Annotated in this window: 23 protein-coding genes and 1 tRNA gene; 18 read left to right on the forward strand and 6 right to left on the reverse strand. The window is 35.0% G+C overall.

Going from position 1 to position 18,076, the window contains the following annotated elements; all coding sequences use genetic code 11:
- Nucleotide 1 precedes the first annotated feature (1 nt).
- Both Q0941_RS02445 and Q0941_RS02450 read right to left on the reverse strand, forming a co-directional pair.
- On the reverse strand, nt 2-460 hold the full coding sequence (locus tag Q0941_RS02445) for a transcription elongation factor Spt5 (RefSeq protein ID WP_299291013.1): 459 nt from the start codon (nt 458-460) through the stop codon (nt 2-4).
- Nucleotides 461-462: 2 nt separating this feature from the next.
- Nucleotides 463-591, reverse strand: a complete 129-nt coding sequence (locus tag Q0941_RS02450) for a SecE/sec61-gamma family protein translocase subunit (RefSeq protein ID WP_299291015.1) — start codon at nt 589-591, stop codon at nt 463-465.
- 84 nt (nt 592-675) lie between these two features.
- Between Q0941_RS02450 and Q0941_RS02455 the strand changes: the two genes are divergently transcribed.
- Complete coding sequence (locus Q0941_RS02455) at nt 676-1,452, forward strand: D-aminoacyl-tRNA deacylase (protein ID WP_299291017.1); 777 nt, start codon at nt 676-678, stop codon at nt 1,450-1,452.
- Nucleotides 1,449-1,748, forward strand: coding sequence for a methylated-DNA--[protein]-cysteine S-methyltransferase (locus tag Q0941_RS02460; protein WP_299291019.1), 300 nt, complete (start codon nt 1,449-1,451; stop codon nt 1,746-1,748). The genes Q0941_RS02455 and Q0941_RS02460 overlap by 4 nt, the downstream gene beginning before the upstream one ends.
- On the opposite strand, the gene Q0941_RS02465 is transcribed toward Q0941_RS02460, so the two are convergent.
- Both Q0941_RS02465 and Q0941_RS02470 read right to left on the reverse strand, forming a co-directional pair.
- Entirely contained in the window at nt 1,745-2,200 is a 456-nt protein-coding gene (locus Q0941_RS02465; RefSeq protein WP_299291022.1) for a 50S ribosomal protein L19e, read from the reverse strand. The two genes, Q0941_RS02460 and Q0941_RS02465, sit on opposite strands and share 4 nt — an antisense overlap.
- Entirely contained in the window at nt 2,184-2,588 is a 405-nt protein-coding gene (locus tag Q0941_RS02470; protein ID WP_299291024.1) for a 50S ribosomal protein L32e, read from the reverse strand. Before Q0941_RS02470 ends, Q0941_RS02465 begins: the two co-directional genes overlap by 17 nt.
- Nucleotides 2,589-2,737: 149 nt before the next feature.
- Between Q0941_RS02470 and pckA the strand changes: the two genes are divergently transcribed.
- Entirely contained in the window at nt 2,738-4,342 is a 1,605-nt protein-coding gene (gene pckA, locus Q0941_RS02475; protein WP_299291197.1) for a phosphoenolpyruvate carboxykinase (ATP), read from the forward strand.
- Here pckA and Q0941_RS02480 read toward each other — a convergent pair whose 3' ends face one another.
- Nucleotides 4,343-6,370 carry a S8 family serine peptidase gene (locus tag Q0941_RS02480; protein WP_299291026.1) on the reverse strand — a complete coding sequence of 676 codons (2,028 nt, stop codon included), beginning with the start codon at nt 6,368-6,370 and terminating at the stop codon, nt 4,343-4,345.
- A 76-nt stretch (nt 6,371-6,446) separates the two neighbouring features.
- Here Q0941_RS02480 and Q0941_RS02485 point away from each other — a divergent pair, with 76 nt between their 5' ends.
- From Q0941_RS02485 to Q0941_RS02555, 15 genes are all read left to right on the forward strand, one after another.
- A complete protein-coding gene (locus Q0941_RS02485; protein WP_299291028.1) occupies nt 6,447-7,067 on the forward strand; it encodes a superoxide dismutase in 621 nt (206 codons plus the stop codon).
- 98 nt (nt 7,068-7,165) lie between these two features.
- On the forward strand, nt 7,166-7,594 hold the full coding sequence (pfdA, locus tag Q0941_RS02490; protein ID WP_299291030.1) for a prefoldin subunit alpha: 429 nt from the start codon (nt 7,166-7,168) through the stop codon (nt 7,592-7,594).
- A 1-nt stretch (nt 7,595) separates the two neighbouring features.
- Nucleotides 7,596-8,861 (forward strand): signal recognition particle-docking protein FtsY, encoded by a 1,266-nt coding sequence (gene ftsY, locus Q0941_RS02495; protein ID WP_299291032.1) that lies wholly within the window; start codon nt 7,596-7,598, stop codon nt 8,859-8,861.
- On the forward strand, nt 8,858-9,772 hold the full coding sequence (argF, locus tag Q0941_RS02500; RefSeq protein WP_299291034.1) for an ornithine carbamoyltransferase: 915 nt from the start codon (nt 8,858-8,860) through the stop codon (nt 9,770-9,772). The genes ftsY and argF overlap by 4 nt, the downstream gene beginning before the upstream one ends.
- A 36-nt stretch (nt 9,773-9,808) precedes the next feature.
- Complete coding sequence (locus Q0941_RS02505; protein ID WP_299291036.1) at nt 9,809-10,291, forward strand: 50S ribosomal protein L18; 483 nt, start codon at nt 9,809-9,811, stop codon at nt 10,289-10,291.
- 1 nt (nt 10,292) lies between these two features.
- On the forward strand, nt 10,293-10,991 hold the full coding sequence (locus Q0941_RS02510; RefSeq protein ID WP_299291037.1) for a 30S ribosomal protein S5: 699 nt from the start codon (nt 10,293-10,295) through the stop codon (nt 10,989-10,991).
- Nucleotides 10,992-10,996: 5 nt separating this feature from the next.
- Complete coding sequence (locus Q0941_RS02515) at nt 10,997-11,464, forward strand: 50S ribosomal protein L30 (protein WP_299291039.1); 468 nt, start codon at nt 10,997-10,999, stop codon at nt 11,462-11,464.
- A 1-nt stretch (nt 11,465) separates the two neighbouring features.
- Nucleotides 11,466-11,891, forward strand: coding sequence for an uL15 family ribosomal protein (locus Q0941_RS02520; RefSeq protein ID WP_299291041.1), 426 nt, complete (start codon nt 11,466-11,468; stop codon nt 11,889-11,891).
- Nucleotides 11,884-13,314, forward strand: coding sequence for a preprotein translocase subunit SecY (gene secY, locus Q0941_RS02525; RefSeq protein WP_299291043.1), 1,431 nt, complete (start codon nt 11,884-11,886; stop codon nt 13,312-13,314). The genes Q0941_RS02520 and secY overlap by 8 nt, the downstream gene beginning before the upstream one ends.
- Nucleotides 13,292-13,879 carry an adenylate kinase gene (locus Q0941_RS02530; RefSeq protein ID WP_299291199.1) on the forward strand — a complete coding sequence of 196 codons (588 nt, stop codon included), beginning with the start codon at nt 13,292-13,294 and terminating at the stop codon, nt 13,877-13,879. The genes secY and Q0941_RS02530 overlap by 23 nt, the downstream gene beginning before the upstream one ends.
- A gap of 3 nt (nt 13,880-13,882) precedes the next feature.
- Entirely contained in the window at nt 13,883-14,506 is a 624-nt protein-coding gene (locus Q0941_RS02535; RefSeq protein WP_299291045.1) for an EMC3/TMCO1 family protein, read from the forward strand.
- On the forward strand, nt 14,503-15,063 hold the full coding sequence (locus tag Q0941_RS02540) for a cytidylate kinase family protein (RefSeq protein WP_299291047.1): 561 nt from the start codon (nt 14,503-14,505) through the stop codon (nt 15,061-15,063). Before Q0941_RS02535 ends, Q0941_RS02540 begins: the two co-directional genes overlap by 4 nt.
- Nucleotides 15,060-16,061: an RNA-guided pseudouridylation complex pseudouridine synthase subunit Cbf5 gene (locus tag Q0941_RS02545; RefSeq protein WP_299291049.1), complete on the forward strand. Its 1,002-nt coding sequence runs from the start codon at nt 15,060-15,062 to the stop codon at nt 16,059-16,061. Before Q0941_RS02540 ends, Q0941_RS02545 begins: the two co-directional genes overlap by 4 nt.
- A 22-nt stretch (nt 16,062-16,083) precedes the next feature.
- Nucleotides 16,084-16,530 (forward strand): hypothetical protein, encoded by a 447-nt coding sequence (locus tag Q0941_RS02550; RefSeq protein ID WP_299291051.1) that lies wholly within the window; start codon nt 16,084-16,086, stop codon nt 16,528-16,530.
- Nucleotides 16,531-16,595: 65 nt separating this feature from the next.
- Nucleotides 16,596-16,696, forward strand: a tRNA-Ser gene (locus Q0941_RS02555).
- Here the strand turns inward: Q0941_RS02555 and Q0941_RS02560 are convergent.
- Nucleotides 16,697-18,007, reverse strand: coding sequence for an NAD(P)/FAD-dependent oxidoreductase (locus Q0941_RS02560; protein WP_299291053.1), 1,311 nt, complete (start codon nt 18,005-18,007; stop codon nt 16,697-16,699). It lies immediately after the preceding tRNA gene.
- Nucleotides 18,008-18,076 lie beyond the last annotated feature (69 nt).

Below are 18,076 nucleotides of genomic sequence, written 5' to 3' on the forward strand. Positions count from 1 at the left end.
CCTAAGCCTCACTTGATAATTTTAGGTAATTTGCGTCTACTGTGACTGGTAATTGATATGATGCATCCAATAATACTACTGTTGCTTCTTCTTTTTCAGGATCTATTCTAGTAATTGTTGCCTTCATTCCTTTGAATGGACCTCCTGTAATTTCAACTACATTATCTACTGCTAATTGTGAAACTGTTGATTTCTTGATAAGATATCCTTCAATATCTTTGAATTCCAATTCTCCTCTAAGTTGACCTCTGATGTGTCTTACTCCTTCTACTGCCATATATGCATCACTTGGATTGACAGCTTCAATTACGACATATCCTTTTAGATTATCTACTAACAAAACTGATTGAATACTGATTTGATTTGCATTGGCCTTTGCCTCTAATAACCTCATTACCACTTTTTCTTGTCCTCCTGTGGTTCTAATTGCAAACAAATGTGATTTTATTTCTTCAGACAATTTTACCTACCAAATGTAATCACTGAAAAGACGAACTGAATAGTAAATCCTATGGCTCCTACACCACCAATTCCTAATAATACTAATCTCAAATGTTGTGAATATTCATCCTTGTCGGGCTTTTTTGCCATTTTCAAGGTATTTCCCATATCTTTCAGCATCTGTTTCGGATTCATTGCTGAAAATTAATAGGGTGTCCTTATATCTCTTATCTCATGGAACTACTAGTTGCGTATCAAGATGACCCTGCTGGAAATAACATGGCAGAATTTTTGTCCAAAAACATGAATTTTCAAGATGGTATTTTTCATGGAGAAGATTATGATTTAGTTACTATTCCAACTCCTGCAATTTCTGCAGATTGGTTAGACGAAAAATATGATTATGATGGATTTGTTTTTCTTTCTAAACATGCAGCTGAATCTGGAGTATTAGCACTTACATGTCATTGTACTGGAAATTTTTCAGAAGCAAAATTTGGTGGCAATGATCGGCAAGTAGCTATTCCTCATCCTAGCCTTCAAAAAATATATCTTCAAACCTTAAAAGAAAATGAAACAAAATTTTCAGATTTTCAAATTACAATTGAGGCAACTCATCATGGTCCTACAGCTCTGAAAAAACCTTCTATCTTTATTGAAATTGGAACAACTGAAAAACAATGGACTGACACATCCTTGTGCTCTTCTGTAGCCGAAATTGTTGACTCTGTAATGAAAAAACCTGTAAAAGAATTTCCAGTTGCCGTTTGTTTTGGAGGCACTCATTATCCAACCAAATTCACAAATGAATTGTTGACAGGCGAACATGCCTTAGGAACTGTAGTCCCAAAACATGCATTGGAGAATATTGATGATGAATTATTTAATCATATAATGAAACAGAATAGTATAGCAAAATCTGCCTTATTGGATTGGAATGGTCTTGGTCCAAACAAACAAAAAATTCTTGATCTATTGGATTCTACAAATCTTGAAGTGATTAAACTTTGAATCTCGAACAAAAAATTTTCAAAAAATTACTTGAAGTTCCAAAAGGACAGATTACAACATATGGTGAATTAGCAAAAGCAGTTGGTTTGAAAAATGGTCAAAGAGCTGTTGGAAAAATCATGAACAAGAATCCTTATCCTGTGATTATTCCATGTCATCGTGTTGTTATGTCTACTGGTAAAATTGGTGGATATGCATATGGTGAACATATCAAAACAAAAATGCTAAACGATGAAGGCATTGAAATTAAAGATGGAAAAATCCTAGATTGGGAAAATAGAGTCTATCGTTTTTAGTTGCTTCTTTTAGCTTTGATTTCATCCATCAAAGTTCTAAGATGGGCCTTGTTTCTAACAGTGTTACCACCTACTTTTTTGTAGAGTGCCCAAAATTCTGGATTTGTTAAATCCTTTCTATCTTTAGCAATTTTTAGCAAACGTCTGAGTGAACGTACTTTGGCAACGTATACTTCCTTTTTACCCACTCTTGCTCCTTTTCTTCCTTGTTTGGAACCTTGTTTAGTTCCTCTCTTGTTTCTTTGCTCTTTTTTAGTTTGAGCTCTTCCTCTAGAAGTTCCAGTAAATGTCTTAATCTTAATTGTATTTGCTGTGATGAGACTTCTGATGTTTTCTCTAGTAATTGCATCAGCAATATCGTCTAAGTGATCAGTATCAAATTTGATTCTGTGGACACCAACACCCGTGACTCTAGATGCAAGTCTTTTCTTAGCTTTAAGATTTACTACCACTTGCACTCACCCTTGCATTGAAAATTTTGAATTTCCCTTCTATTGCTTTAGCAACAATTTCTTTTCTTTTCTTAGTTCCAACACTATGACCAAATCTAATTCCGTCTTTCTTTGGATCTAATTTTTCTAAATCACTTAAGTTGTAAACTAAATTATCTGTAAATCCTGATGGATGTAACCCTCTTGCTTCTTTTGGACCTCCATATCCAACTTTCACAAGTCCTGGTCTGCCTCTGCTTTTTTGTTTTCTTTGATGATGATCAATACCTTTTGGTTTTCTCCAGTTTGTTTGAAGTCTAACATATCTCCAACTTTCAGGTCTCACAAAATCAGGATTATTTTCTTTCACTTCCTGTCTTTTTGCAATTTTTTCTTTATTGATCGGCATTAGAATGACTCTTGAATTTTGGAATAAATACGTTCCTAGACGTGAAAAAATTTTTGATAGGAAAGAGATAATAAGGAAATTCAAGGCGGATCGAAATATCTCATGAACAAGCCTGGGATTGAACAAATTATTTTTGGAGGGAAAAATCTCTGACTCAAGTAGTAGGAACAGCTATAACTGATAAATTTTCAAATCAACTCAAAGATTTTGGAATTAACCCTTCTAAAGTCCACAGAAATCTTAGTACTGAAGAGATGGTAAGCCTTGCAGTAGAGCGAAAAGAGGGTGTGGTTAATTCAACGGGTTCTCTTTCGGTAAATACTGGAAAATATACTGGGCGTTCACCTGATGATAGATTTATCGTATATGATGACAAAACTCATGAAACAATTGATTGGGGCAAAATTAATCACCAATTTCCAAGTGGAAAATTTGAAAAACTCTTAGAAAAGATGAAAAACTTTGTTGAAAACAAAGAGCTTTTTGTCTATGACGGTTTTGTAGGTGCTGATCCTGCAACTCGTTTACCAATTAGAGTAATCAATGATCATGTCTGGCAAAATATGTTCTCAAGCAATTTGTTTATTCGACCAACAAGTGAAGAATTGACAAATCACGAACCTGAATTTACAATTCTTTGTATTAATGATTTCAAAGCAGATCCTGAAATTGATGGAACAAGAACTGATGTATTCATCCTAATTGATTTGACAAGAAAAATTGTCTTAATCGGTGGAACTGAATATGCTGGTGAAATGAAAAAATCCATGTTTGGAGTAATGAACTTTCTGTTACCTGACAAAGGAATTTTCCCAATGCACTGTTCTGCAAATATTGGTGAAAAAGGTGACACAGCCTTATTCTTTGGATTGTCTGGTACTGGAAAGACCACACTCTCAGCTGATCCAAATAGAAGATTAATCGGTGATGATGAGCATGGATGGTCAGACAATGGAACTTTTAATTTTGAAGGAGGATGTTATGCAAAATGTATTAACCTTAGTCAAGAAGCAGAGCCAGAAATTTGGAATGCAATCAAACCTGGTGCACTTTTAGAAAATGTCGTCCTAAAAGATAATGTTCCTGATTATGATGATAACTCTTTAACTGAAAATACCCGTGTAGGTTATCCATTAGATTTCATTCCTGGAGCTGTAATTCCAAGTGTAGGTGGAAATCCTAAAGTCATCATCTTTTTGACAGCTGATGCATTAGGAGTGTTACCTCCTGTTTCAAAACTTACCAAGGAAGCTGCAATGTATCACTTTATGTCAGGATATACAAGTAAACTTGCTGGAACCGAAAGAGGAATCAAGGAACCAAAGTCTGTATTCTCTCAATGCTTTGGCGCTCCATTCATGCCTAGACCAGCCTCAGTTTATGCTAAATTATTAGGAGAAAAAATCAATGAGCACAATACTGTAGTTTACCTCATTAACACTGGTTGGTCTGGTGGCCCATATGGAGTTGGAAAAAGAGTCAAGATAAAGTATAGTCGTGCAATGGTCACTGCTGCATTATCTGGAGCTCTTGATATTGTAAAATACAACCATAATGATTTGTTTAATCTAGATATTCCTGCAGAAGTTGAAGGAGTTCCATCTGAAATTTTAGATCCTAGAAACACTTGGATAGACAAAGATGAATATGATTTGTCTGCAAAAAAACTTGCACAAATGTTTGTTGAAAACTTTAAGAAATTTGAAGGTGCATCCCAAGAAATAATTGATGCAGGACCAAAAATTTCTCAATAGTTATTTTCTTTTTAAAATTCCAACAATACCTACAGCTATCACAATTCCTGATATGATTAGAATTTGTTTTTCTGGAAGTTCAATTAAATTAAGATTTTGAGATTTTTCATCCAATGTACTGATTTCTATTGTGTTGTATGCACTTGAAGAATTTTTGTTTGTTCTAATTTTTGCATCAATCCAATATTCTGAATTCTCAAAAATATCTATTGTGCCTTGTTTATTTGGAGTCATTGTAGTTGTTGAAGTTTTTCCATCTTTACTATTTGTCACAGTAATTTTTGCAAAACTCCAATTTTCTGGATGATAAATATCAAAAATTAATTTGTCATTTTGCTGATTCACTAAAACTGAACCCTGTGTATAATGTAACAAAAATGGAACTACGTATCTAATTTCATTATGATAAATGATTATCTTACCTTCATGATCTCCATAATTTTTTTCTGTCATACTCATTTTTGTTATCAACTTTTCTCCTTCAATGAAATGTGCAAATTTGATAAATTCTGGTCCTTCAAAATCAATCTGGATATAATCTAAACTTCCTTCTAAGACTTTTAATTCAAATTGTTGTTCTGAGATTAAATGATCTGATGACACTGATGAAACAAAATTTGGTGGCATAATCACTAATTTTGCATCAAATGCATTTGCAATGTCTATTCTACCTGAGCCTGATTCAGAAATTGAAAATTCTTGCCCATATGCATCAGATACAGGCATGGCTGTAGTCAATAATATGGACTTAATTTCGTGGTGGTGTAGATTAGGATTTTTTTGAAGTAATAGTGCTGCTGCCCCGCTAACGTGGGGTGCTGCATAACTTGTTCCACTTGTAAAATTGTATCCTGCATTGTTTTGTGTAGTATTGATGTATGCACCCGGTGCTACTATCTCAGGTTTGATGTAAAATGGTGATACTGGTCCTCTAGAACTAAAATGTGCAACAAAATCTGGATTGTAAAACAAATGTAATGAACCTTCAATTTCGTTAATCACTAAATTCTTTATTTCTAATCCTTCATCTCTATCAATTGAAACTACAGGAATTTGTGGTTTGTAATCTGGTTCCATAAATTCATGAATTAATTCTCCTAGAAAAATTCCTTCAATGTTGTTGTAAACAATCAGAGCTTTTGCACCAGCATTAGCTGCATTATTTTCTTTGATAGAAAAATAAAGTAATTCTCCTTCAACATCACTACCCCTTTCTACAAGAACTATGGAATCTTTTGTATCAACTTGACTTAACTCATCAATTTTTCCATATCCACCAAAAACAATTTTTCCAGTAATTGGATCATCAACTTTAGTTGAACCTACCATTGGAATTACTGTGTATGGTTTTTCATCGACTTCTAATGTTGCTACTAAACTAGATGTCAAATTATTGTAAGTTGCTCCAACAGTGACAGAACCATAGTTTCTTCCAGGACTACCGATGGTTCCAAATCCTGGACCATCATTTCCTGCAGCAGTAACAACAAAGATTTCTTTTTCAAGTGCATAATTTACAGCCCTTTCGATTTTTGAATTTGTTTTGTTTACACCAAGACTAATGTTGATAATATCTGCACCATCTTTTATTGCCATTTCAATTGCTTCAATAATTAATTCTGAAGATACTCCTTCCCCATCTTCTGAAACTTTGTATGCAAGAATTTTTGCTTTTGGAGCAATTCCTGTGGCTTGACCATCTGCTGCAATTACTCCTGCCACCTGAGTTCCATGTCCATTTTTATCTAAAGGCGGTTCTCCTCTCTGAATGAAATTGTACCCTCCAATCACTTTTCCATCCGGACCCCAACCAAAAAGATCTGGATGGTTAAAGTCCACTCCTGTATCAATAACTGCAATTTTAATTCCAGAACCATCTATTCCTTGAATCCTTGGAATTTCAGTTCCTACGTAAGGAACACTTCTGTCAAGATATGTCTTAATTTCATTTTCTGAATCAATTGATTGGGATAAAATTAATCCAGTCAAAATTACTACAATTAAAGAAAAAATTGCAAAGAATTTCACAAATCTTCTAGCAATTTTAGCAAGTAAAAATGATTACCTGTAAACCAATAAATGGAATAAATTATCAAATGCACACATGGGAAAATACACACTTCCTGAAATGCCATATGCTTATGATGCATTAGAACCTCACATTGACGCAAGAACAATGGAGATTCACCATACAAAGCATCATCAAACATACACTGACAAACTTAATGCAGCCCTTGAAACATGTCCAGCTGAAATTCAAGACAAAGACATCTTAGATATTTTGTCTGACATCAATTCAGTTCCAGAGGACAAAAGAGGTGCAATTAATTTCAACGGTGGTGGTTATGACAACCATAGGCTATTTTGGAATAACATGAAACCAAATGGAGGCGGAGAACCAGGAGGATCAATTGCTGATGCAATAAATGATTCCTTTGGAAGCTTTTCTGACTTCAAAGAGAAATTTTCATCCACTACAGCAGTAATTCAAGGCAGTGGTTGGGGATGGTTAGTATACAATCCTTCTTCTGGAAAGGTTGAGTACAAATCTATGCCAAACCAAACAAGTCCTAGAACTGAAGGATTAGTTCCATTGTTAGGCTGTGATGTTTGGGAACATGCATACTATCTCAACTACCAAAACAAGAGACCTGCTTACATTGAAGCATGGTGGAATGTTGTAAACTGGGATGAGGTAGAGAGCAGATTCTCTAAAGCAAAATAAAGTCCAAACTTTATTTTTTCTTATCTTTTCTAATTTTGATTGAAAGATATTCAGTTTCATGAATCCATTTATAACCTTCTGAGGCGGGCTTGTAGTAAATGAGTGAAGAACAAGCACAACAATTGATGCAACAGATGCAAATGCTTGAAACTTACTTTACTGATTTATCACAGAGAGAAGGTACTTTTCTTAATGTTCTAAAAGAAGCCACTGCAGCAATTGATTCTATTAGATCACTTAGTCAAAAACCAGAGTCTGATACTTTGATTCCAATTGGTATGGGAACTTATCTTCCAACAAAAATCTCTTCAGATAAAAAAATTGTTTTAAACATTGGGGCTGGAGTTGCACTTGAAAAAGATTTTCCATCTGCAATAAATTATCTAGAAGCTCGAATTAAAGAAATTGAAGTTGCCTTACAAGACACTGCTGCAAAAAAACAGGAAGCAGCTGCACGTTTAGAACAAGGTAGAGAACAAATGAACCAATTAATGCAGTCAGTACAACCTCCAAATCCAGGAAAATAAGATGTTTGATAAACTTCGAAGCGCATTTTCTAATGCAGCGAAAAGTTTAGGCGAAAAAGAACTTAATGAAAAAGACATTGAAGATATTCTTTTTGAGTTAGAAATTTCTCTTTTAGAATCGGATGTTGCTACTGAAGTTATTGATTCTATCAAAGATGATCTTAAAGAAAAATTGATTGGTTCTAAAGTTGATAAAAAAGAAATTGAAAAATTTGTTAAAGATAGTTTGATTTCTAGCATATCTGCACATTTTGATAATGCTGGTGAAGTTGATCTTTTTGGAAAAATTAATGAAAAAAAAGAACAAGGTCAACCTTTCCTAATTTTATTCCTTGGAATTAATGGAACTGGTAAAACCACATCTTTAGCTAAAGTTGCACATATGTTGCAACAGAAAAAATATTCAGTTGTTGTTGCAGCTGCTGACACTTTTAGAGCTGGAGCAATTGAACAATTAAGAGAACATACTAATCGATTAAACCTAAAATTAGTTGCGCAAAATTACAATTCTGACCCTGCAGCAGTTGCTCGTGATGCTGTACTATATGCAAAATCTCATAGAACTGATGTTGTTCTAATTGACACTGCTGGAAGAATGCAAACAAGTGAAAACTTAATGCAACAAATTGAAAAAATTACCAAAGTTGTCAATCCTGATTTTAAAATTTTTGTTGGCGATTCTTTAGCTGGGAATGATACTGTAAATCAAGCTCGTGAATTTCATGCACACACAAAATTTGATGGTTCCATATTGACTAAGAGTGATGCTGATGCTAGAGGTGGGGCTGCTCTATCAATTGTTAAAGTTACTGCAACACCAGTAATGTTTGTAGGTGTTGGACAAGAATATCCTGATCTAAAACCTTTTGATAAGAAAACTTTTCTTGAAACTGTATTTGGTACACTAGATGATGTTGACATTAAGAAAGAACCAGAACCAACACCAGAACCAGAACCAACACCAGAACCAGAACCAACACCAGAACCAGAACCAACATCTGACGATCCATTTGAAGGAATCAAAGATGATGAGATTGCAACTTATTCCGATTTGTTTGATGTACCTCCACCAGAAAGTGATGACGAAGCTTTCAAGCTAGGTAAAAAAATTCGTCAATGGATTAAAGATGGAAAACCAGAACCTGGTGCAGATGATGATGAAGATGATGAGGGATACGAGGATGATGAAGATGAAGAAGAGATTCACAAACATGATAAAGAAGAACCAAAAAAGAAAAAAGGTAGGTTCGGGTTCTTTAGAAAATGAAATTAAAAACAAAAGATTTACTCACTTTAGCGGAATTAACTCCAAAGGAATTTGCGGGCTTAATTGATGATTCTATTAAATTAAAAAAACAACTAAAAAAATCTGGAAATAAACCTGTTCTTAAAAATAAAACACTTACAATGATTTTTCAAAAACCATCTACAAGAACTCGAGTAAGTTTCGAAACTGGAATGTATCAGTTAGGAGGTTATGCAATTAATCTCTCATCAAATGACATGCAGCTATCACGTGGCGAATCTGTTGAAGATACAGCTAAAACTCTATCACGATATTCTAATTGTATTATGGCAAGAGTCTATGAACATGAGTTATTGAAAAAATTAGCTGAACATGCAACTATTCCAATAATTAATGGTCTATCCGACACATTCCATCCATGTCAAATTTTAGCAGACTTTATGACAATCAAAGAAAACTTTGGAAAAATCAAAGGATTGAAAATTGCTTGGGTTGGTGATGGAAATAATGTGTGTAATTCAATGATATATGGTGCTGCATTATCTGGCACAATAATGTCAATTGCGACACCAAAGGGTTTTGAACCAGACAAGAATGTTATCAAGGAAGCTAAAAAATCCACAAAAATTGAATTAACTTCTGATCCCCTCATTGCAGTAAAAAATGCTGATGTAGTAGTTACTGATACCTATTCTTCCATACACAATAAAGATCCAAAACGAATCAAGAAATTCTTACCGAAATTTCAAGTCAACCCTAAATTAATGAAATCTGCAAAAAAGACTGCGATCTTTATGCATTGTCTTCCAGCTAAACGTGAACAAGAAGTTACATCATCAGTAATTGATGGCCCTCAATCAGTTGTATGGGATGAGGCAGAAAATCGATTACATACTCAAAAGGCCCTGTTAGCTGCACTCATTCGCGGTTAACGTATATAAGAGAAGGTCCAAACTCGGTTTCTGTAGATGGCCTATTCAAAAATATTGAGAAGACTTAGAGAAGAGAAGACCAATTATAAAAAACGCGGTACCATGCTTATGGGTAAACGTGATTTCATTACAGTTACAATTTCAAATGAAAATACTCAAGTCCAAATTCTTAAGCCTGGAATGACTGGTGATAAGGTCATCGCATCAGCACATTCTAGATATTTGTTAGAAAAAGGATGGAAAGGTTCTAGAAAAAGTGTATCAGCTGCCTATCTGACTGGATACTTGGCTGGAAAGAAAGCACTTGGTCAAGGAGCAAATGATGCAATCTTGTATACAGGTACAAGAAAATATACACAAAGAATGGCAGCTGCTCTGAAAGGAGTAATCGATGCTGGTGTCCAAGTACCTGCTAATGAAGAAACTTTCCCTGCTGAAGAAAGAATTAATGGAGAACATCTTACAGTAAAAAACGATATTCCAAAAATGAAATCAACAATTGATACTGAGGTTAAATGAAATGAGTCAAACAGCACAATCTAGAGGTGGACCGGGACAATCTAGAGGTGCACCAGGACAATCACGTGGTGCTGGAGATCGTCCTAGAAGACCAAGAAGAGAACCTGAAGAAGAAGTTTGGGAACCAAAAACAATTTTAGGAAAGAAAGTTGCATCTGGTGAAATTACAACTTTAGAGGAAATTATTGAAGCTGGATTAAGAATTCAAGAAGCTGGTATTATCAAAAAATTACTTCCTGATTTGAAAAGCGAAGTTGTAGATGTTGGAATTATTCAAAAAATGACTTCAAATGGACAATCAACTCGATTCAAAGCAATTGTTGCTGCAGGTAATGAAAATGGATATCTTGGAATTGGTCAAGGTAAATCTAAACAAATGAGAATTGCAATTGAAAAAGCAACTAATGCTGCATTCCTAAACGTAAATCCTATCAAACTTGGATGTGGCAGTTGGGAATGTAGATGTGATCAAAAACATTCTGTTCCATTCAAAGTTAAAGGAAAGGGTGGAAGTGTAACAATTGAAATAATTCCTGCTCCTCGTGGCTTAGGTTTGGTTGCAGGTGGTAAAATTAAGAGATTATTAGAATTAGCAGGACTTAAAGACGCATGGACAACAGCAAAAGGCTCTACTCCAACAATGAATTCTACATCTAAAGCAATTTTGGACTGTCTGAGACAGACATTTAGTCAGGGTTGATGAAAATGGCAAACGCATATCTTGTTGTTAGAATTAGAGGTCAAGCAGATGTTCCATATTGGGCAACACACACGATGACTTTATTGAAATTAGATAAAAAATATCGTGCAACAATTCTTCCTGCAAAAGATAACACTCTTGGAATGTTAAAAAAAGTACAACATTATGTTTCATGGATTGAATTAGATGCTTCCTTGGCAAAAGAATTGATTGACAAGAAAGCAAGAAAATCTGGATATCAAAAAATTACTCCTGAAGATCTAAAAGAACTTGGATTTGCTAGTACTGATGAATTAGCAACTGCGTTGTCTGAAGGGAAAGCAACTTTATCAAAATTAAAACCTCTAAAACCATGGTTTGCTTTAGCACCTCCACGACTTGGATTTAAGAGAAGTACCAAGAGACTATATGGACAAAAAGGAGTTCTAGGACAAAATAAAGAACTTGATACTATTGTTAGGAGAATGATTTAACATGGCAACTAGATTACGAAAAACAAGACGACTTAGAGGCGGACGACATATGGGATGGGGACAAGTAGGTCAACATCGTGCAAGTGGTCACAAAGGTGGTCTTGGAATTACCGGTATGATGAAACATCACTACAGTACTTTGTTAAAAGAAGACCCAGATCATTATGGCCATGATTCAACTAAACCACCTCACCCAAATATTACAAAGAAATGGGCTAGCGTCCGTGATCTTGATGACCTGTTCAGTAAGTTCGGTAAAGAAGATGGAGGAAAGAAAATCATTGACTTGCAAAGTGCAGGATTTGAAAAGCTCCTTGGTGGCGGAAAATTAACAAATGCATATTCCGTCAAAATACAGAAGTTCACATCATCTGCTGAAGAGAAATTAAAGGCCGTTGGGGGAGAGGTGCTATCTGACAATGGCTGAGGGTACTATCACTAGCTTCATTAGAAAAGCAGTATTCAAAGCTGAACCCTACTTACCTCAAGTTCCAAAACCAAAAAAGAAGATTCCTTTACCAACTAGATTACTCTGGTGTGGAGTTGCATTACTTATCTACATGGTAATGGGCCAAACTCCACTATTTGGAGCAACTGCACCAGAATTTGATTTCCTTGCCTTTGCAAGGGTTATTTTTGCATCCCAACAAGGTACACTTGTTGAATTAGGTATTGGGCCGATAGTTACATCTGGACTCTTGATGCAATTATTGAGAGGTTCTGATATTCTCAAATTTGACTTTAAGAAACCTGAAGAAAGAGGTGTATTCCAAACTGCAACAAAGATGGTAACCTACATTGTCATTGTAGCTGAATCTATTGTATATGGTGCAGCTGTTTATGGTCCAGGACTCACTGATCCAAATGTTCTTTATGTGATGATAGGGCAGCTGATGGCGGCTTCTGTAATTATCATGTTCTTAGACGAACTAATTCAGAAAGGATGGGGACTAGGAAGTGGAATTAGTCTATTCATTATGGCTGGTGTTGCTCAACAAATTCTATGGAGTCTGTTTAGTCCGTTGCCTGCAGGTGATGGAGGAACAATTGGTATTCTGCCGTATATCGGTCAATCAATAATGAATGGTGATGTTTCAAACATATTCTTCCGTTCGAACCAATTGCCGAGCATTTTCGGTCTTTGCTTGACGGCGGGAATATTGTTGATTCTTGTATTTACTCAAGGAATGAAAATTGAGATTCCAATTGTATCTACAAAATACAGAGGATTCTCTGCTGTTTATCCAATCAAATTGATGTATGTTTCAAACATTCCAGTTATCTTAGCATCTGCCTTAACTGCAAACGCAGTGTTCATATTCCAAATGTTATGGGCGAACATGAACCCGAGAAACAATAATTTCTTCATGAATTTTATCGCGCAGTTTGATCCTACCAGTCCTTCATCTCCGATAGGTGGTATCATTTACTATATCACACCTCCAAGAGGTCTTGATGTTGCTGCACTGGATCCAGGTCGTGCTGTAGGATATGTTCTATTTATGATTGGAATTGTCGTTGTATTTGGTAGATTATGGGTTGAACTTGGTGGTTTGTCCCCAAACAAAGCAGCTCAAAACTTACTTGATGCAGATGTACAAGTACCTGGATTTAGAAGATCAAACAAACCCATTGAGTCATTACTGAACAAGTACATTCCATCTGTAACAATCATTGGATCTATGATTCTTGGTTTACTTGCAGGCGTATCTGATGTATTAGGTGTATTTGGTTCAGGAATCGGAATTTTACTTATGGTAGATATTCTCATCAACTATTACACACAGTTAGTTAGAGAACAAGTAGAAGTTGCTATGCCGCGTTTGGGTGCGTTACTTGGCAGAAAATAAAAAAATCATAATGGTGGGAATCCCTGGCGTAGGGAAAACTACTCTCCTATCAAATATTGAAGAGGTTATCAAAAATCATCAAAAAACTGTAAGTGTAATTAGTTTTGGAACTCTAATGTTTGATGTTGCAAAAGAAAACGGTTTGTCTGATAGAGATGGTCTTAGAAAACTACCTGTTTCTGAACAACAGAATTTACAAAAAATTGCAGCTGAAAAAATTGCTTCAAAAAATTCAGATGTTGTGATTATTGACACTCATGCATTCATTAGTTCTCCAGAGGGATATTATCCTGGATTACCTGAGCATGTTTTGAAAATTATTAGCCCTACAAATTTTGTATCAGTTTCTGCAAAACCTGAAGAAATCTACAATCGTAGAATGAAAGATGATACTAGAAACAGAGATAAAATTACTCTAGCCAATATCAAGAAAGAATTAGATGTTCAATCAGGCATGATTTCTGCGTGTGCTGTTTTGACAGGTGCTCCTGTAAAGCATGTAATGAATGGTGAGGGAAAGATTGATGAAGCAGCAGATAAAATAATCAAAGCAATAGGACTGTAAAAAATGGATTTCAACTTTATCTTCTTATTTATCGAATCAATTCATCTTCAGTTTGATTTCTTTGGAGGTGAAAGAGGTGCATTAGGAAGTGATGATCCAATGATTAAAGGATTGATTCTCTCTCTGTTTGCAGTTGCTGGATTTGGAATTATCTTAAACGTGTTTAATGCTGCTGTACGAAAGAAAATGGTTGACCAGGTAAAACTAAAACGAATTATGAAAGAAACAAGAGCCTACCAGAAAGAAAGAATGGCTGCTATGCGAGCTAAAGACCAGGAAAAAATGAGCGAGCTTGGCAAAAAATCTGCATACATGAACAAGATGTCTATGGAAATGATGCAAATGAACATGCGTCCAATGATGATAACTTTTGTTCCATTGATTTTGATTTTCTATTTTGTATTGCCACAACTATTTTCTTACACCGTAGCAATTTCACCAATTCCACTAAATGTTATTCCGGGAGATTTCTTCCAACTAACATGTACTGCGGAACAAGCAGCTGATCCTGAACATGTTTGTGAAACTGAAAATGCTTTATTTTTGTGGGCATGGTATTTTCTTTCATCAATTGCATTTAGTGGCATTATTATGAAGCTAACAAAAACTTCCATGGATCTCAGTTGACCAAATCAATAGTAATTTCTGGACCTCCTGCAGTTGGAAAAACAACTGTAGCAAAAGGATTAGCCGAAGAATTTCAATTACAATATCTTAGTGGTGGTGATGTTCTAAAACAAATGGCTAAAGAACAAGGATTTGATTCTGATGGAGATGATTGGTGGGATACCCCTGATGGAATGAAGTTTTTGAGTCAACGTGAGGAGAATTCTGAATTTGATAAAAATCTAGATTCTAGATTAACTGAACTTTTTAACAAAGGTGGAATGGTAATTACCAGTTATACATTACCTTGGTTAATTTCAGATGGAATCAAGATTTGGTTAGAAGGTTCTCATGCTAGTAGTACAAAAAGGATGCAATCTCGAGATAACATGAGTTCTTCTGAAGCATATGAAATTACAAAGGAACGTTTTGATAAAAACAAGGCATTATACAAAAAACTATACAATTATGATTTTGGAGATGATACATCTGTTTTTGATGTCATCATAAACACTGACAATCTTACTGCACAACAAGTCATTGATGTTGCAAAAGAAACTGTGAGAAAATTACTATGACTCTAAAACAATTAGAAAACCTAATCGAAATTGATCAAGATATAACTGATGATGCTTTTGGCACCTATTATGATAAAAGAACTGTAGAGCAATTACTAAACTATGGAATAATAATTTTGGATAAACCTCCAGGTCCTACTAGCCATGAAACTGTTGCATGGACTAAACGAATTCTAAAACTCCCAAAAATTGGTCATAGTGGAACCTTGGATCCTCAGGTATCTGGAGTTCTTCCATTAGGATTGGGAGAAGCTACCAAAGCTTTAGGCGTCTTACTATTGGGACCAAAAGAATATCATGCATTAGGTAGAGTTCATTCTCTTCCATCTAAAGAAAAATTATCTGAAGTTATTGAAATGTTCAAAGGAGAAATTTTCCAAAAACCACCACAACGCTCTGCTGTTGTAAGACAGACTAGAACTAGAACAATTTATGAATTTGAAGTTTTAGAGCAAAAAGAAAGATTACTGTTGACTCGTGTGCTTTGTGAAGCTGGAACATACATTAGAAAATTGTATTATGATATTGGTGAAATCTTGGGACCTGGTGCAACCATGATTGAATTACGAAGAACCAGAGTTGATCAATTTCGAGAAACTGACGGTCTTGTCACTTTACATGAATTAGCAGATGCTTTTGCTTTATGGGAAGAAAAGAAAGACGACAGTAAATTAATGAAAATGATAAAACCCGTTGAATTTGCACTAAGTGAAATAAAATCTGTAGTCATTCGAGATTCTGCAGTAGATGCAATGTGTCATGGTGCCCAATTAGCCATTCCTGGAATATTGAAAATATCTCCCAATCTAAAAAAAGGAGATCTTGTAGGTGTCTATACTCAAAAAGGAGAAGCTGTTGCTCTAGCTGAGTCTACAATGTCTGAAAGTGAAATTCGTGATGCAACAAAAGGATATGCTTTTGAGACCAAAAGAATCATTATGGCTCCAAACACATATCCTAAAAAATGGAGAACAAAACCAACTCCTACAAAGGAATAGCTCATTTTTGAGGTTTTAAAAATTGTTTTCTAAAAGTCTTGTAATTTTTGCAGCAATTGGAGTTATGGCCGGTTTAGGATATGGGATATATCTAATTGATTTTAAAACAACTAGCCAACTTACTTATGTTGAAGGATCATCAATTTCGATAGTTACTGAAAAATTTGATTTTAAACTTGGAGAAGAAATCAATATTAGAATTATAAATTCAGGAACTATCCCAATAAAATTTTCTGATATGTCATATGGTCTAAGAATTACTGGATTATCTGGAATTCTAATGTATTCTCCTGTTGCAGCTCAAGCAGAATCCACATTAGTTCCTGGTGATGAAGTTGAATTTTCATGGGATCAAATAAAGAATGATGGTGATGTTGCACTAGAAGGCCTTTACAAAATCTCTGCAAAGGGTTTTGATGAACAGGGCAACACTATTGAAAAATCTACAACTATAACACTTTGGAAATAAATCCAATATTCCAAATAACACAATATATATCGAAATCTTTCCGAATAATTTTGTCGTAAGACAGTGCCGGGGTCGCCTAGCCTGGTAGGGCGCGCGCCTGGAAATAATTTACCATAAAGCGCGTTCTCGCAAGGGAACGGGAGTTCAAATCTCCCTCCCGGCGCCATTATTCTTTTAATTTTTCAATAATCTCAGAAAATTTCCATGGACCACAATCTGCATTCAAATCTTCACTTTTGAATAATCCTGATTGATGTAGATTATCCACAACATGTGCAGAGAATGCCAGTGCTCCTGTTGCTCCAGGAGAATTATAATTTAGAATGTGATACGACGATTCATTATTCAATAAAATTACATCAGGTTCAAACTTCCCATTTTCATTAATTACTGAAGATCTAATACCAGCTGTTCCTTTTTCTGTAAATTTTTCAGGTTCGATTTTTGGTAAGAATCTCCGTACTCTTTCTACCATTGATGATTTAGACATTGATGATTGTATCTCATTCATTGCAAGTTCTTGAAATTGTTTGTCAAAAATTGCCTTGCGTGCACCAGAGCCTAGCATTTCTAACATTTTAGGTAAAAATTCTTTGAAATTTTCTGTTTTATCGTATCCATATGGACTAAAAACAGGAACTGCATTAGGACCAATCTCGCAACTATCGTCAACTCTAATTATCCAGTGAGGATCTAAAAATGGATAATCTGGAAATTCTGGAACAGAATAGATACTTGTTTTGGTTAATGAATTGTATTCTGTTGGAGCTTTCCAATACTCTCCTCTAAAATGGACATCCGTTAATTTTTCACCCAATCCTACATCGTGAGCAATATCCATAGCCTCTCCACCTGCTGCATTTATCAAAAATTTTGTAAACACTTCTTTTTCATAATTTAGAACAATTTTCCATCCTTGTTCTTCTTTTTTAATTTCTGTAACTTTGGAATTCAATAATACTTGAGTACCACTATTCTTACTATCATCCATTAAAGATTCTGTAAATTTTGAGTAATCTGCAGAACCATCTCTATGTACATTCAAGGCAGACTCACATTGAATTTCTGGTTCAATCTTTTTAATTTCATTTTTATCCATTAGTTCTATATCTGAATCTTCAAGTCCATTTTGTTTTGCCCATTTTAGATATTTTTCAAGTACTTTGATTCCTTTCTGATCTAACGCAACTTCAATCACTCCATCTTTTTTAAACGGCAAATTTTTTAGCTTAGCATACTGTTCCCACATTTCATATCCATGAAATGCTGCCTTGGCAAACAATTTCTTCTTCTCAGGATTGTATAGATAGGGAGCATGAACTTTTCCCGTATTTCTCCCACTAGTGTGTACGGCTACATTTTCAGATTGTTCTATCACTCCAATTGATTTTGATTTGTTTAGTGAGGAAAGAAAATAAGAAATTGATGTTCCTAATATTCCGCCACCAATAATCAAAATATCAAAATTTTTTGTCATCTTGTTTGTATCTTGTACGTGTTAGTTGATATTAAATTGAATACGTGCCAATCAAGGTTAATATCGTGT

It is taken from the genome of Candidatus Nitrosopumilus sp., assembly GCF_028278985.1.
In the GTDB taxonomy this organism is placed as follows: Archaea; Thermoproteota; Nitrososphaeria; order Nitrososphaerales; family Nitrosopumilaceae; genus Nitrosopumilus.